This window comes from Nonomuraea sp. NPDC049419 (assembly GCF_040676995.1).
Classification (GTDB): domain Bacteria; phylum Actinomycetota; class Actinomycetes; order Streptosporangiales; family Streptosporangiaceae; genus Nonomuraea; species Nonomuraea salmonea.
The window spans coordinates 34,439-49,397 of the sequence record NZ_JBFAQB010000008.1 but is presented as its reverse complement, the minus strand read 5'-3'; the positions used below and the strand labels follow the sequence as shown (position 1 = coordinate 49,397).

The window sequence follows — 14,959 nt, the reverse complement described above, 5'->3', positions numbered from 1 at the left end:
CCATGTCCGGGTCGTGGAGTTCTCATGCCTTTCGTTGTGTATCTGCTCGGGCTGGCGGTCTTCGCCCAAGGGACGTCCGAGTTCATGCTGGCCGGGCTGGTGCCCGGGATCGCCCGTGAGCTGGGCGTGTCCATTCCCGCCGCCGGGCTGCTCACCTCGGCCTTCGCCGCCGGGATGGTGGTGGGCGCGCCGCTCATGGCGGTGCTGAGCCTGCGCTGGTCCAGGCGGTCGGCGCTGCTGTCCTTCCTGGTCGCGTTCCTGATCGCCCATGTGGTCGGCGCGGTCACCACCGACTACCCGGTGCTGCTCGCCACGCGGGTCGTGGCGGCGCTGGCCAACGCCGGGTTCCTGGCGGTGGCCATGGCCACGGCTATCGCGCTGGCCCCGCCCGACGCCAAGGGCAGGGCCACGTCGATCCTGCTCAGCGGGGTCACGATCGCGTGCGTGGCGGGGGTGCCGGGCGGCGCGCTGCTCGGTGAGCTGTGGGGCTGGCGCTCGGCGTTCTGGGCGGTGGCCCTGGCGCTGGTGCCGGCGATCGTCGCGGTGCTGCGGTCGGTGCCGGGCGGCGCTCCCGGCGGCACCGCACGCGGCGAGGCGCGGGCCCTGCGTCACCCCAGGCTCCTCGTCCTCCTGCTGCTCGGCGCGCTGGTGAACGGGGCCACCTTCAGCACGTTCACCTACCTCGCGCCGCTCCTCACCGGCGTCACCGGCATCGCCCAGGTCTGGCTGCCGGGCCTGCTCGCGCTGTTCGGGCTGGGCTCGTTCGCCGGGGTGACGATCAGCGGCCGGCTGGCCGACACCCGGCCCAAGGTCCTGCTGGTGGCCGGCGGGCTCGCGCTGGCCGCGGGCTGGGCGCTCTTCGGGCTGGTGGCGGGGGTGCCGGTGGCGGCGGTGGCGCTCGTCCTGGTCCAGGGGACGCTGTCGTTCGCGGTCGGCTCCACGCTCATCTCCCAGGTCCTGTACGCCGCCACCACCGCACCGACGCTGGCCGGCGGCTTCGCCACGGCGGCGCTCAACGTGGGCGCGGTGCTCGGCCCCTGGCTGGGCGGCCTGGCGATCGGCGCGGGCCTCGGTTTCCGCTCGCCGCTGTGGGTGAGCGCGGCCCTGGTGACGCTGGCCCTGGCGGTCGCCGCCGCCACGCGCCCGTACCACCAGGCGGAGCCCGCCCCGGCGCGTCCGATCAGCGAGGCGTGAAGCGCTGGATGGCGGCGTCCACGGCCTTCCTGAACGTCCCGCTGCCGGTGTGGCCGGAGTCGTCGATGACCGTCAGCTCGGCGTCCGGCCAGACCTGGGTCAGCTCCCAGGCCGTGTTGAGCGGGCTGCTCAGGTCGAGGCGGCCGTGGATGAGCGCGCCGGGGATGCCGGCCAGCCGGTGCGCGTTCCGCAGCAGCACGCCCTCCTCCAGCCAGGCGGCGTGGGCGAAGTAGTGGGAGCAGATCCTGGTCAGGGCCAGCACGGCGGCGGGCGGGCGGTCGCTGTAGGCACCGGGTGCGCCGTTGACCTCCATCGAGATCACCGCGTCCTCCCAGGTGACCCAGTCAATGGCGGCCCGCTCCCTGACCTCGGGGTCGGGCCCTGACAGCAGCCGCGCGTACGCCGCCACGAGGTCGCCGTCGCGGTCCTCCGGCGGCACGCCCTGCCTGAACCGCTCCCACTGCTCGGGGAAGAAGCGGCCGACGCCCCGGTAGAGCCAGTCGATCTCGGAGCGGCGGGTCATGGTGACGCCGGTGATGATGATCTCCGAGACCCGCTCCGGGTACGTCTCGGCGTAGGCCAGGATCAGCGTCGAGCCCCACGACCCGCCGTACAGCAGCCACTCGTCGATGCCGAGGTGCTCGCGCAGCCGTTCCATGTCGGCGATCAGGTTCTGGGTGGTGTTGGTGGTCAGGTCGGTGTCGTGCTCGGCGGCGTGCGGGCGGCTGCGGCCGCAGTTGCGCTGGTCGAACAGGACCGTACGGAACCGCTCCGGGTCGAACCTGCTCCGCGCGCCGGTCGAGCAGCCCGCCCCCGGCCCGCCGTGGACGACCAGCACGGGCTTGCCGTCCGGGTTGCCGCAGGTCTCCCAGTAGACGAGGTTTCCGTCGCCGGTGTCGAGCATGCCGTGCTCGTACGGTTCGATCGCGGGACGCAAGGGGGCTCCTCTCAGATATAACAGCGCTTCAATATATCGGCCGTCGCCGAGTCCCCGATCACCGGTAAAGAGGGCTAGATCCAACTATGGAGTAATCGAACCACCACTAAGGGTAATGATCGCAACAGTAAGTCGATCATCACTCATGGGGAGCAACATGTACAGGCAGGCCATCGCCGTACTGACCGCCACGTCCGCCGCCCTGCTCGCGCCCGCCGCGACCGCACACGCGGAGGACGAACCGGCCGTCACCCGCACGGGATGCAGCGACGTCGACGGCATCAAGATCAATGTGCAGCCGCCACCACCCTTCACAGGGACGGTGACCGCCGACGACATCCGCGTGCTCATGGAGTCGATCGTCGCCGGCAGCTCGCTGCAGGGCTTCTTCGCGCCGGGGAACGCGGCCGAAGCCGCCGGCGAGGCCGCCGCTGAGGCCGCCACTGAGGCCGCCACTGACCGCACGCCGCTGTCCGCCGCGGGCCCGACCCTGCCGCCCATCCCCGACCTGCCGCCGCTGCCCTGGCCCTTCCCCTCGCCCAGCGTCACCCCGTCACCGGGGACGAGCCCCGCCGCGGCCGCCACTCCCGCCTCGCCCGCCTCGCCCGCCTCGCCCGTCGAGACCATGCTCGAAGCCCTCGTCGACCGGGCCATCGCCTGCGCCCGCAGCACCAGGACCCCGAGCACCCAGGAGGCGCAGACCCCGGAGACCGTCACCCGCTACCTCGAAGCGCTCGTCACCAAGCCGGTGTGCGCGGGCAACCCGGCGCCCGCGCCCATGCAGACCCCGGCCACGCTGCTCGACGTCCTGGGCGTGCCGCGCCTGCTCGACACCGTGCTGTCCAGCCCGCTGTTCTGCGTCCGCCCGGCCGACGCGAACAGCGCCACCGAGTCGGTCCTCGACACGCTCGGCATCATCCACGCCTTCGACGAACTGCTCGCGGGCTGAGCCGGTCAGGCGGGCGGGCCGAGCAGCACGGGCAGCTCCAGCGGCCCCTCCGTGATCAGCGAGGACGTGTACGCGATCTTGTCGGGCGGCACCGCGAGCCGCAGCCCGGGGAAGCGGGCGAACAAGGACGACAGCGCGATCCGCAGCTCCAGCCTGGCCAGCGGGGCGCCCAGGCAGAAGTGCGGGCCGCGGCCGAAGCCGAGGTGCGCATCGGGCTCCCTGGAGGCGTCGAAGGCGGCCGCGTCGCCGCCGTACCTGGCCGGGTCCGTACCGGCGGCCGAGAGCGCGACCGCGATGGGCTCGCCGGCCCTGATCGCCGTCCCGGCCACCCGCACGTCCTCGCGCGGGTAACGGAACATCACGGTGAGCACGGAGTTGCGGCAGCGCAGCGCCTCCTCGACCAGCTGCTCCCATGAGCCGTGCGCCCGTACCCGCTCCAGCTGGGCCGGGTCGGCGCACAGGGCGATCACGGTGTTGGCGATGAGATGCACGGTCGTCTCGTGCCCGGCGATGAGCACCAGCCACAGCAGCCCCACCATCTCCTCGTGGGAGAGGCGGTCGCCCTCCTCTTCCTGGGCGCGGATGAGCCCCGTCGTCAGGTCGTCGCCGTCGCCGTCGCCGCGCTTGCGCCCGATGAACTCGCCCAGGTACGCCAGCAGCCCACCACCGGCCGCCGCCGCCTCGGCGGGCTCGGCGACGTGCGACAGCAGCACGTTCGTCCACTCCCTGATCCGGTAGCGCTCGTCCTCCGGCACCCCGAGCAGCTCGCAGATCACCGCGATCGGCAGCGGCTCGCCGAACTCGCGTACCAGGTCCACCTCCTCGCCCGCGCGCGCCAGCCGGTCGAGCAGGTCGTCGGTGAGCTGCCGGATGCGCGGCTCCATGGCGGCCACCCTGGCCGGAGTGAAAGCCTTGTTGACCAGGCCGCGCAGCCGCCGGTGGTCCTCACCGTCCTTGGTCAGCAGGTGGTCGCCCTCGATGAGCTGGCGCAGCGGCCAGTCTGGGGCGATGGTGCCGTCGTGCAGGGCGGTGAAGGCCGCCGGGTTCTTGCCGTAGAGCGTGCCGTCGCCGGTCAGGACCTCGTTCACGGTGTCGTACGACGTCACCATCCAGGCTTCGACCGCGCCCGGCAGCTCGATGCGGACGACGGGGCCGCTCTCGTCCCTGAACCGGCTGAGCGTCTCCGAGGTGCGTTCACCGGGGACAGGAAGCTGCCGTGGTTCCACTGGGACCTCCCCATGGGCGACGTCACTCCACCATCCGCCGCCGCCCGCCACCGGCCAAGACCTCTGCGCTGTCACCCCGGGGCGGTCAACACCTGCCGATCCGGACACATCCCCCTAAGGTGACGGGATGGACGCCATCGAGACCTCCCGGCTCACACTCGTACCTTTGCGCCCCGAGCACGCCTCCGAGATGGCCGGGGTGCTCGCCGACGCGGCCCTGCACGCGTTCACCGGCGGGGCGCCGCTCAGCGCCGTGGAGCTGCGCGCCCGCTACGAGCGGCTGGCCGCCGGACCGCCCGGGTGGCGCAACTGGGTGCTCCGGCTGCGCGCCGAGGACTGCCTGGTCGGGTACGTGCAGGCGACCGTCTCGGGACGTACGGCGGAGGTCGCCTGGGTGGTCGGCACCGCGTGGCAGGGCCGCGGCCTGGCCAGGGAGGCCGCGGTGGCGCTGGTCGAGCGGCTCGCGGGCGAGGTGGACACGGTGATCGCGCACATCCACCCGGAGCACGCGGCCTCACAGGCGGTCGCCGCCGCGGCCGGCCTGCGGGCGACGTCGCAATGGCAGGACGGGGAGGTCCGCTGGGAGCTGCCGACCAGAAGGTGAGACGGGGAGGTCCGCTGCGAGCCGCCGACCGGGAGCTGAGACGGGGCAGTCGCGAACTTGCGGACAGGGGTTGAGACGGGGGCGGCTGATGGCTTTAATACGCGCGGGCTCCACCCCGCCCGTCACCCTGACAGAAGAGGAGCAGCTGTGAACGTCTCCCCAGGTCAGCGAACCCCTGAGATCGTCGGCGCCAGTGTGTTAGCGCTACCACGCCGCCGTACCGCCGCATGAAAGTTTCTTCTCGCCCATTGGGAAAGCGCTTACCCCGAGCTGCAAAGGACTCCAGCATGCGCTTGAGCCTGGCCGCCGCGGCCGCCGTCCTAGCACTGACCTCCACCGCCGTCGCCGCCCCCGCCCACGCCGCTCCCGCCAAGCAGATGGAGGACCTGGACCGGGGGCTGATCAGCGTACGCTCCGGGTCGGGCAACCTCGTCTCCTGGCGGCTGCTCGGCACCGACCCCGACGGCGTCACGTTCAACCTCTACCGCGGCTCCACCCGGATCGCCTCCGGCCTGAGCGGCGGCACCAACTTCCTCGACAACGGCGCGGCCGGCGACGCCTCGTACACCGTGCGGGCCGTCGTCGGCGGCAGCGAGCAGGCCGCCTCCCCCGCCTCGCTCCGCTTCACCGGCGGCTCCTACCTGGACGTCCCCATCCAGCCGCCGTCCGGCGGCACCACCCCCGACGGCGTCTCCTACTCCTACAGCGCGAACGACGCCTCGGTGGGCGACCTCGACGGCGACGGCCGGTACGAGATCGTCCTCAAGTGGGACCCGTCCAACGCCAAGGACAACTCCCAGTCCGGCTACACCGGCAACGTCCTCGTGGACGCGTACCGCCTCGACGGCACCCGCCTGTGGCGCATCGACCTGGGCCGCAACATCCGCGCCGGCGCGCACTACACGCAGTTCCAGGTCTACGACTACGACGGCGACGGCACGGCCGAGGTCGCCATGAAGACCGCCGACGGCACCAGGGACGGCCGCGGCACGGTGATCGGCAACGCCGGCGCCGACCACCGCAACTCCAGCGGCTATGTGTTGTCCGGCCCCGAGTACCTGACGATGTTCAACGGCCAGACCGGCGCCGCGACGTCCACCGTGAACTACGACCCGCCCCGCGGCACCGTCTCCTCCTGGGGCGACAACTACGGCAACAGGGTGGACCGCTTCCTGGCAGGGACGGCGTACCTGGACGGCTCCCGCCCGTCCCTGATCATGGCGCGCGGCTACTACACCCGCAGCGTCATCGCCGCCTGGGACTTCCGCAACGGCTCCCTCACCAAGCGCTGGACGTTCGACAGCAACAACGCCGGCTCCCAGTACGCCGGCCAGGGCAGCCACAGCCTGTCCGTCGGCGACGTCGACCAGGACGGCCGCGACGAGATCGTCTACGGCGCCATGGCCGTGGACGACAACGGCGCCGGCCTGTGGTCCACCCGCACCGGCCACGGCGACGCCCAGCACCTCGGCGACTTCGACCCCGCCAGGTCCGGCCTCGAATACTTCAAGGTCAGCGAGTCCACCTCACAGCCCGGCTCGCTCTACATCGATCCCCGCAACGGCCAGATCCTCTGGTCCTCTCCGTCCGGTTCTGACAACGGCCGCGGCGTCGCGGGCGACATCTCCACGGTCAGGGTCGCGAGCGAGTTCTGGTCGGCCGCCGACTCGAACCTGCGCAGCGTCACCGGCAACAACGCCGGCCGCAAGCCCTCCTCGATCAACTTCCTCGTCTGGTGGGACGCCGACCCCGTCAGGGAGCTGCTCGACCAGACCCGCATCGACAAGTACGGCACGGACGGCGACACCCGCCTCCTGACCGCCTCAGGCGTCCACTCCAACAACGGCACCAAGGCCACCCCGTCCCTGTCGGGCGACATCCTGGGCGACTGGCGCGAAGAGGTCATCTGGCCCACCAGCGACAACCGCGCCCTGCGCATCTACTCCACCCCCACGCCCACGGACCGGCGCATCTACACGCTGATGCACGACCCGCTCTACCGCGTCTCGGTGGCCTGGCAGAACACCGCGTACAACCAGCCCCCGCACACGAGCTTCTTCCTCGGCGACCGCATGCCCACCGCCCCCCGCCCCGACATCTACGTCCGCTGACCAGAGGGGTGGCACCGGCCAGGTCCGGTGCCACCTCCCTCACGCCAGGAGCAGCATGACGGCCCAGATGGTGAGGGAGGACAGGGCGGTCGCCACCCACAGGCGGAGGCGGCCGGGGGCGGAGGCCCAGGCGGCGACCGCGTACGCGATGACGCCGCTGAGCGCGTACACCTCGAAGGAGAAGCGCCCGAGCGCCCAGAGCGCCATCAGCAGCAACAGGCCGAGCACGGCGGTCGGCCAGGCCGGGCGGAAGCCCAGGAGGCGCAGCAGCGGCCAGGCGAGCAGGGTCATGGCCCAGCGGCCTGTCCGCAACGACTCCACGAGCAGCCCCAGACAGCCGAAGTACTCGCCGCAGTACCGGGAGTCGGGGAAGAGGCGAACCATCAGCACCACGCCCACCGCGAGCAGGGCCGTCAGGGTGAATCCGGCCAGAGCGCCGAGCAGGAGGCGTCGGCCCTCGGTCATGGATAAGCCGTCCATTTCCGCATGGTGACATGTCGTGATGCGCGGCGACCATGACGGAGATCAGCTCGATGCGAAGCCGTCACCCAGCTCGTCCCGCGTCATGGAGCCCACCCAGGCGTCGACCCGCCTCCCCCGGTGGAAGAGCCGCCTGCGCAGCGTCCCCTCCACCACGAACCCGGCCTTTTCCGCGACCCGCCGCGACGCCGTGTTGCCGACCTCGCACCGCCATTCGATGATCTCCAGGCCGAACGTCGCGAAGGCCCATTCGCACGCGGCCCGCACCGAGGCGGTCGCGACTCCGCGCCCGCGTGCCCGCGGGTCCACCCAGTAGCCGACCTCGGCGATCCCGTTCGTCCCCAGCCACACCCCCACCCGGCCGGACCTGACCCCGTCGTCCTCCGCCAGGAACTCCATCCGCTGCCCGCTCTCCCGCCCCTCGATGGCGAGGTGCTCCACGAAGTACGCGGCGTTCTCCCACCGGTAGGGGGACGGCAGCTCGACCCATCGCCGCAGGTCGGAGTCCTGCGACACCTCATAGACCCAGGCGATGTCGTCGGTCGTGAACGGCCGTAACGTCAGCCGTCCCGCCCTGATCAAGGAGTCACGCACGAGCTTCTCCCGTCGTCGATTCTGTCGGTCCCGTACGCCATGATCGGCCTCCTGCGACGTCCGTACACCCCCCAAGGAGCATCATGGCCGCCACCGGCGCATCAGACTGGTCCGGCATCACCTACGACAGCTGGACGAACCTCCCCGCCATCCGCGCCCGCCTCGACGCGGGCGCCGACCCCGATGCGGGCGTGTTCCCCTTCGGATGCCCCCTCCACGAGGCGGCCGAGCACGGCTCGCCCGAGGTGGTGGCCGAGCTGGCCCGCCGGGTCACCGACGTCGACGCGCTGCACGAGGGCCGCACGGCCTTATGGACGGCCGTCTTCCACCACCGCCCCGACAACGCCCGCGCCCTGGCCGCCGCCGGAGCCGACCCGTGGCGGCCGATGATGAACGGCTGGTCACCCGGCCGCCTCAGCCTGGCCACGCCCACTCCTGACCTGTTCGCGCCGCGCGACGGCGAGGCCGGCCTGACCGACGACGAGCAGGCCGCCGTCGCGGCGTCGCGGCAGCTGATCGACACCGTCGAGTGCTTCGACGACGACGGCTACAGCGTCGCCTGCGTGGCCGGCGTCACCGCCGCCGAGGCCGCCAGGAGGCTCGGTGCCGTGCCGGCCGACGACGTCGACATCGAGGAGGCCATGGAGGACATGTGGTCGGGGGAGTACGACGACCTCATCGGCATCACCGACGTGCCCGGCGGCTGCGTGGTCGTCCAGCCGTGGGGCTACCGCGCCGCCGACCCGCACGTCATGGAGCCCCTGTCGGCCGGCACGGTCTGCTACGGCCTGTTCGCCAACCCCAAGAGCGGCAACCAGGGCATCGTCATCCGCGACGGCGAGACCGTCGCCTGGGACACCCACCCGGGCGGCGGCAGCGTCTCGGCGGACGACTCCGCCGAGGAGATCCTCAGGACCTGCCTCTACCAGGGCGCGGCCGTGGCCTACTGCTACGCGGGAGCGGGCCTGCTGCCGTCCGACGCCCGCTCGCTGACCGAGGAGGCCGGCATGTGGGTGACGCTCCCCGACGAGGAATAGCTCAGGAGGGGAACCTGAGACAGGACGGCGGCAGGGAGCTGCTGCGGGCCGCCGCCGCGCACGGCTTCCCGATCACGCCAGAGGAGCTGCGGGAGGTCGTCGCGGCCAACGACACGCGCCGCTACACGATCGAAGGCGACAGGATCACGATGCGGCCCGGGTCGTGGCGCAGGTGCCGGGCCAGATATTTGGAAACGCGGATCAGCCGCCGTTCGTCCATCAACGGCCATGCTGCCCGCTCCCAAGCATCGTCCGCCAGCCGATTTCGGCGCTGCGAACGGTCGCAGGGGACGGAGGACGCCTTCGATCTGGCCCCGCGCATCGCCGCCACCTTCGGCGTCACCCCCTTCACGCCGGCGGGTGACATGGAGGTGCGGGGCGCCGGCGTGCTCAGCGGTGCTCGTTCTCCTTGAGCTCGATGACCCAGGCGCGGCGCTCGGCGATCTTCCCGTCCCGCATGACGAACACCTCCGCCATCGACATCCGCATCTCACCGCCGGCCGCGCGCCGCACCCGTCCGGTGAGCTCCGCCATGACCACGTCACCCTGCTCGACCATCCGCACGACCTCCAGGTGCGGCGGGTTGACGAACTCGGGCGGGCCGTCGATGGCCTGGTCGTAGGCGTCCTTGCCGGTCAGGTGGAAGGCGCCGAAGACGGTCCACTCGATGTCGTCGGTCAGGCAGGACAGGATCTGCTCGTGGTCGTTCTTACGGAAACCGTCCAGGTAGGTGTTGACGGTCTCGATGTTGCGTGACATGGCTGCTCCTTTTCTCCGTAGGCGAGTCGGAGCGGCCGGAGCGTTCTCGACATCCTCCTCAGATCATGAGGGTGACGGCCACGGGAACGAGGTACAGGATCGGGAAGACGACGGTCTTGTACGACCGGGCGCGCAGCACGGTGACGACGGCCCCGAGGAAGTACACCACCAGCCCGATCCCGGCCAGCACGCCGATCACCGGCACGGCCAGGCCGGCCAGCAGCCCCGCCGCCCCCGCGGCCTTGGCCGCGCCCAGCCAGGGCCACCACGAGGCGGGCACCCCGTACGTCCGCAGCGGTTCGACGACCCACGCGGCGCGGGTGAGGATCGCGTACGCGGAGAAACCCACCCACGCGGCGGCCAGAACGGTGACGATCTGCGGAACCATCGGATGCTCCTTGCTCTCGAATGACGCCGGGCCGGTAGCGCCCGTCACCGCCCTGACCCGCCGCCGGACGGTGATGTGACCGGCGGCGGGAGTGATGTACGTCACACGATCAGTCGAGCACCGCGACGTCGAGCAGGCCGAGCCGCTCGGGCTCGGCGACGACGTCGACGGCGGTGATGAGCCCGTCGTCGATGGTGAAGGTGAGCGCCACCCGCAGCCGGCCCTGCGGCGCCATGACCAGGCCGACCGCGCCGTCGAGCAGCGCGAGACCGGTGAACCTGGCCCGCTGCATGGCGGCCATCGCGCCCTTGGCGACGGCCTCGGCCCCCTGGACGGTGACGGGCGCGGCGGTGAGCATGACGGCCGCGTCCGCCCGCAGGACGACCTCGGGGTGCAGCAATGTGATCAGCGCCCGCAAGTCCTGGCCCCGCGTCGCCGACAGGAACGCCTCGACGATCTCCCGCGTCCGGCCCGGCTCACGGTGCGGCGCGGGCGCCCCCTTGACCCGGCGACGCGCCCGGCTGGCCAGTTGCCGGGTCGCCTCGGGTGAGCGTTCCAGCAAGGGGGCGATCTCCTCGAACGGCACCGCGAACAGATCGTGCAGCACGAACGCCACCCGCTCGGCCGGGCTCAGCGTGTCGAGCACCACCAGCAGCGCCACCCCCACCGAGTCGGCCATCTCCACCTCGGCCTCGGGGTTTCCCACCGCCGCCGGGCCGAGCAGCGGGTCGGCCGCCTGCATGTCCAGCGGCTCCTCCTGGCGGTGGGCGCGGGAGCGCAGCATGTTCAGGCACACCCGGGCCACGATGGTGGTCAGCCAGCCCGCGAGGTTCTGCACCTCCGCGGTGTGGGCGCGGCCGGCCCGCAGCCACGCCTCCTGCAACGCGTCGTCGGCCTCGCTGAGCGAGCCGAGCATCCGGTACGCCACTGCGCGCAGATGCCCCCGATGCTCGGCGAACCGCTCCGCCAGCCACTGCTGTCCGTCCATGTTTCCTCCGTCAGGCGAGGTGAGCACACTCATCCTCGCAAGCGCCGGAGGCGAGGCTACGTGCCGGTGGTGCCGTTGTGGCGGGCGTACTGTAAGCGCAGCGCAGCCACCACCAGGAGCACGACGGCCGAGAAGGCCACGGGCAGCACCACGACCTTCCGAAAGCTCAGGCGCTTCCTCTCCTGCGGCGCCCTGGCCCGGCCCATGGGCCCTGGTCAAGCACGCGCCGGCCCAGGACGAGGCGGCCAATGGGCGTCGTCGTCACCTGGACGTCCTCGAAGCCGCCGTTTCGCAGCTCCGCGGCGAGTTCCTCCGCCGTACGGACGGGCGGCACGCCCCGGGAGTCGGCGACGAGCGCGTCCAGGGCGGAGTGCAGGCGGGCCTCCGGAGCGTCCTGTGCCGGGGGCGCCAGCTCCTGCACCAGGAGCAGGCCGCCGGGGACCAGCGCGCGCCGCGCGGTGGCGAGGGTGACCGCGCGGGCGTCGTCCGGGAAGAACGCCTGCGCCCAGTACGCCACCTCGTACGCCGCCTCGTCGTCGATCTCCCGGGCGTCGGCGCACCGGATCTCCAGGCGGGACGTCACGCCGGCCGCCTCGGCCCGCTCCCGCAGCTCCTTGACCACGTCCTCGGCCCGCTCGACCCCGACCGCCCGCAGCTCAGGGAACATCGTCAGCGTGGTCAGCAGCGCTCCCCCGATGCCGCTGCCGATGTCGAGCAGCGGACCGCCCGCGGCCAGCCGGTCGCGGTACGCGGGCACCGCGTCGTACGCCATCGAGAAGATCGCCCGCGTGGCGGCGGTCGGCAGCATGCCCCAGTTACGGGCGACGACCAGCGCGTCCTGCTCCCAGGTCCGCCGCACGTCCGGCGAGACCGCCGAACGCACCCGGCCGCGAGCCGCCGCGATCATGTCGATCGCGTCGTCCAGCCGCACGCCGGCGGGAGCCCCGTTCAGCGCCGCGAACTCCTCGGTGAGGACGTAAGCAGGCCCCTCCCCAGCACGTACGACCCCCGCGGCCACGAACACCTCGACCACCCGTCGCGCCCGCTCGGCGGACACCCCACCGGCCTCGGCCAGCGCCTCGACGGTCGTCGGCGTGGTCAGCAGGTCCAGCCACCCCTCTCCGGACGCCGCACGCAGCAGATCGACCACCAGCCCGCCGTCCGCCCACTGCAGCAGCCGCGCGCGGGCCCCCAAGGCGGCCTGTACGGCACCAAGCTCGTCGTTCATCCTGATCCCCCATGTATGCCTCGGTGGAGGAGGCTAGCCCCAATCTTCACCTTCGGTCAAGACCGAACGTTCTACTCCCCTAAGTCGTGGCCGCCCGAACCCCGAGCACGATGAGCACCACCGCCGTCACCTTGCCCATCACGCGCCGGAGCCGGGCCCTACGCAGGATGCCCGCCCCTCGATGCAGCAGCACCGTCCACCCCATCAGCCACACGACCATCAGCAGAGCATGGGCGCCGGCCAGGGCGAAGATCTGCCCGCCGAGGGGACGTCCGGGCGCAAGGAACTGCGGCACCAGCGTCAGGTAGATGGAGGCCGCCTTGGGGTTGAGCACGTTCGCGAGCAGGGCCTGGGTGTAGACGGAACCGGTGCGCTTCGGCGGATCATCCGGTGCGGGAGGCCGGGAACGCCAGGTCCACAGCCCGAGGCCGATGAGATAGGCGGCACCGGCGAGCTTGACCACGGTGAAGGCCTGGCTGGAGTGCATGACGAGCGCCGACAGCCCGGCGACGGCGAGGGCCGCGTGCGCGCACAGGCCGCTGATCGTGCCGAGGACGACGGGTACGGCCTGACGGCGGCCGCCGGTCGTGACGTGCTGGATCAGCAGGGTCAGGCTGGCACCCGGCGTGGCGATGATCGGCAGGATCGCCAGGAGGAACCCGGCGACCGCGTACGGATGGATCACGGCAACACGACGCGGTAGTGCGTGGTGAGGCGGAGGTCGTCGTCCAGGATGTGAAACGCGAGCCCGGGCGGCTGCTCGCGGTCGGCGGGCCCGTCACCCTCCCAGGGCAGGCGCAACGTCCAGGTGACGGCCGGCCCGACGACCAGCGGACGTCCTCCGAACGCGGACGCGGCCGCGGTGTGCGCGTGACCGGTGAGCACGCCGACGACCTGCGGATGGGCGTCGAGCAGCGCGGCGAGGTCGCCGGGCGACTCCAGCCGGCCCGAGTCGGGCAACGGGTGATGCAGCACGACGGGCGGCTGGTGGAAGGCGATCAGCGCGGGCGTGTCAGGGTCGAGGACGTCGTGCATCCAGGCGAGCGTCTCGGCGTCCAGCCGGCCCTCGTCGCGGCCGGGGATGGTGGCGTCGCACATCAGGATGGCGACGCCGCCGATGCGGTGCACCTCGTTGACGGGCCCGTCGGCGGGCGGCCGACCCAGCAGCGCCTTCCGGTACGCCGCCCGGACGTCGTGATTGCCGGGACACGTGAGCACGGGGAAGGGCGCGTCCAGGATGCGGGCGGCCTCCTCGTACTCGGCCTCCTCGCCATGGTCGGCGATGTCCCCGGTGACCAGCACGGCGTCGACCGGGCGAGGCAGCGCCCGCAGATAGTCCATGACCTGGGTGGCGCGCCGGGTCGCCCTGTCGCTGCCGTCGAGGTGCAGGTCGCTGATCTGGGCCAGCAGCAGTCTCATCAGGCTCCTAACGGTTAAATTCGCATTTAGCGTTAGGGACCATAAGCTACAAAGGACGGCATGAGCAACCGGGAGGTTCGAGTGGAGCGCTGGCCGGCCCTGGAACTGGCGAGCACGATCCGCCACGACGGCAACGGCGGCGTCGCCGACGACCTGGCAACCCTGGAGGGCGCGACCCACTGGCTCCACCAGCAGGTCGATGCCGTGAACATCACCGTGGACGAGCAGCTCAGAAGCGAACTCGTCGAGCTGCGCCGCGCTATACGAGCCCTGTTCGCGCACGCGGTCAGCCCCGCCCCTCCCAGCCGCGCCGACGCCAACCGCCTGATGCCCCTCGACCAGGCCCTGACCCACCTCAACGCGGCAGCCGCCCGCGAGGCGATCGTCCCGCAACTGACCTGGCCGAAAGGCGGCACTCCGCGTACGGACGCGCTGTCAACCGAGCCCGACGGGAACGTCCGCCTGATCGCCGCCCTGGCCCGAGCCACCATCGACTTCCTGAGCGGCCCGCACCGCGAGCAGTTGCGCGCCTGCCACGCACCCCGCTGCGTCCGCTACTTCGTCAAAACCCACGGCCGCCAGGAATGGTGCAAACCCTCCTGCGCCAACCGCGCCCGCGCCGCCCGCCACTACCAACGCCACCACACAGGAGAACTTTGAGCTCTCCTCATCCGTCACGCCCTCAAGCCATCGTTTCGCCGCTCCCCGGTCGTCCCATGTGCACCGGCCGCCTCGAAGTCCAGCGACACCGACATCTGTGCCGCCACCTTGGTCATCGCGCTCCCCCTTTCCCTTCGGCGGCCCCATCGTGCGGAGCCCGCTCGCCAGGGGTCGTGGCCGCCGGCCGTTTCCCGACAGCTTCGAACGGCCGTTTCTCGGCATCTACGGACGCGACCGAGATGCACCAAGCACTTCGGATGTGAGCGTTCGAGGAGGCGGCCATAGGCCCGGCTGTAGCCCGCGCCCTGATCGGGGAGCTCCCTGGTGGTGTCCACGGTCGTGGTGGACGTCATGCCGAGCGGACGGAACACCGCGGCGGTCCGTG

17 protein-coding genes are annotated in these 14,959 nt (G+C 71.8%); 7 read left to right on the top strand and 10 right to left on the bottom strand.

Annotated features, from left to right (window positions below):
* Nucleotides 1–24: 24 nt before the first annotated feature.
* Nucleotides 25–1,194, top strand: coding sequence for a Cmx/CmrA family chloramphenicol efflux MFS transporter (locus AB0K12_RS23970; RefSeq protein ID WP_364565182.1), 1,170 nt, complete (start codon nt 25–27; stop codon nt 1,192–1,194).
* Here the strand turns inward: AB0K12_RS23970 and pip are convergent.
* Nucleotides 1,181–2,131 carry a prolyl aminopeptidase gene (pip, locus tag AB0K12_RS23965; protein WP_364565179.1) on the bottom strand — a complete coding sequence of 317 codons (951 nt, stop codon included), beginning with the start codon at nt 2,129–2,131 and terminating at the stop codon, nt 1,181–1,183. The two genes, AB0K12_RS23970 and pip, sit on opposite strands and share 14 nt — an antisense overlap.
* Nucleotides 2,132–2,288: 157 nt before the next feature.
* On the opposite strand from pip, the gene AB0K12_RS23960 reads away from it, so the two are divergent.
* A complete protein-coding gene (locus tag AB0K12_RS23960; RefSeq protein ID WP_364565176.1) occupies nt 2,289–3,080 on the top strand; it encodes a hypothetical protein in 792 nt (263 codons plus the stop codon).
* 5 nt (nt 3,081–3,085) lie between these two features.
* Here AB0K12_RS23960 and AB0K12_RS23955 read toward each other — a convergent pair whose 3' ends face one another.
* Nucleotides 3,086–4,306, bottom strand: a complete 1,221-nt coding sequence (locus tag AB0K12_RS23955) for a cytochrome P450 (protein WP_364565173.1) — start codon at nt 4,304–4,306, stop codon at nt 3,086–3,088.
* Between the two features lie 127 nt (nt 4,307–4,433).
* Here AB0K12_RS23955 and AB0K12_RS23950 point away from each other — a divergent pair, with 127 nt between their 5' ends.
* Nucleotides 4,434–4,910: a GNAT family N-acetyltransferase gene (locus tag AB0K12_RS23950; protein ID WP_364565170.1), complete on the top strand. Its 477-nt coding sequence runs from the start codon at nt 4,434–4,436 to the stop codon at nt 4,908–4,910.
* Nucleotides 4,911–5,197: 287 nt separating this feature from the next.
* Nucleotides 5,198–7,021: a rhamnogalacturonan lyase gene (locus tag AB0K12_RS23945; RefSeq protein ID WP_364565167.1), complete on the top strand. Its 1,824-nt coding sequence runs from the start codon at nt 5,198–5,200 to the stop codon at nt 7,019–7,021.
* 39 nt (nt 7,022–7,060) lie between these two features.
* Here the strand turns inward: AB0K12_RS23945 and AB0K12_RS23940 are convergent, their stop codons facing one another.
* Together AB0K12_RS23940 and AB0K12_RS23935 are read right to left on the bottom strand one after the other, a co-directional pair.
* Entirely contained in the window at nt 7,061–7,501 is a 441-nt protein-coding gene (locus AB0K12_RS23940) for a hypothetical protein (RefSeq protein WP_364565164.1), read from the bottom strand.
* Nucleotides 7,502–7,546: 45 nt separating this feature from the next.
* Nucleotides 7,547–8,095: a GNAT family N-acetyltransferase gene (locus tag AB0K12_RS23935; protein ID WP_364565161.1), complete on the bottom strand. Its 549-nt coding sequence runs from the start codon at nt 8,093–8,095 to the stop codon at nt 7,547–7,549.
* 83 nt (nt 8,096–8,178) lie between these two features.
* Between AB0K12_RS23935 and AB0K12_RS23930 the strand changes: the two genes are divergently transcribed.
* Both AB0K12_RS23930 and AB0K12_RS23925 read left to right on the top strand, forming a co-directional pair.
* Entirely contained in the window at nt 8,179–9,132 is a 954-nt protein-coding gene (locus AB0K12_RS23930; protein WP_364565158.1) for a DUF6461 domain-containing protein, read from the top strand.
* A complete protein-coding gene (locus AB0K12_RS23925; protein WP_364565156.1) occupies nt 9,105–9,545 on the top strand; it encodes a hypothetical protein in 441 nt (146 codons plus the stop codon). The genes AB0K12_RS23930 and AB0K12_RS23925 overlap by 28 nt, the downstream gene beginning before the upstream one ends.
* Here the strand turns inward: AB0K12_RS23925 and AB0K12_RS23920 are convergent.
* The 6 genes from AB0K12_RS23920 to AB0K12_RS23895 form a co-directional block, all read right to left on the bottom strand.
* Nucleotides 9,523–9,891 carry a nuclear transport factor 2 family protein gene (locus tag AB0K12_RS23920; RefSeq protein ID WP_364565153.1) on the bottom strand — a complete coding sequence of 123 codons (369 nt, stop codon included), beginning with the start codon at nt 9,889–9,891 and terminating at the stop codon, nt 9,523–9,525. The genes AB0K12_RS23925 and AB0K12_RS23920 overlap by 23 nt on opposite strands.
* A gap of 58 nt (nt 9,892–9,949) precedes the next feature.
* Nucleotides 9,950–10,279: a DoxX family protein gene (locus AB0K12_RS23915; protein WP_364565150.1), complete on the bottom strand. Its 330-nt coding sequence runs from the start codon at nt 10,277–10,279 to the stop codon at nt 9,950–9,952.
* 109 nt (nt 10,280–10,388) lie between these two features.
* A complete protein-coding gene (locus tag AB0K12_RS23910; protein WP_364565148.1) occupies nt 10,389–11,267 on the bottom strand; it encodes a sigma-70 family RNA polymerase sigma factor in 879 nt (292 codons plus the stop codon).
* A 166-nt stretch (nt 11,268–11,433) separates the two neighbouring features.
* Nucleotides 11,434–12,495, bottom strand: a complete 1,062-nt coding sequence (locus AB0K12_RS23905) for a class I SAM-dependent methyltransferase (RefSeq protein ID WP_364565145.1) — start codon at nt 12,493–12,495, stop codon at nt 11,434–11,436.
* Nucleotides 12,496–12,574: 79 nt separating this feature from the next.
* Nucleotides 12,575–13,180 (bottom strand): LysE family translocator, encoded by a 606-nt coding sequence (locus tag AB0K12_RS23900; RefSeq protein WP_364565142.1) that lies wholly within the window; start codon nt 13,178–13,180, stop codon nt 12,575–12,577.
* Nucleotides 13,177–13,914, bottom strand: a complete 738-nt coding sequence (locus tag AB0K12_RS23895) for a metallophosphoesterase (protein ID WP_364565139.1) — start codon at nt 13,912–13,914, stop codon at nt 13,177–13,179. The genes AB0K12_RS23900 and AB0K12_RS23895 overlap by 4 nt, the downstream gene beginning before the upstream one ends.
* A gap of 60 nt (nt 13,915–13,974) precedes the next feature.
* Between AB0K12_RS23895 and AB0K12_RS23890 the strand changes: the two genes are divergently transcribed.
* Nucleotides 13,975–14,574, top strand: coding sequence for a CGNR zinc finger domain-containing protein (locus AB0K12_RS23890; RefSeq protein WP_364565136.1), 600 nt, complete (start codon nt 13,975–13,977; stop codon nt 14,572–14,574).
* Nucleotides 14,575–14,959 lie beyond the last annotated feature (385 nt).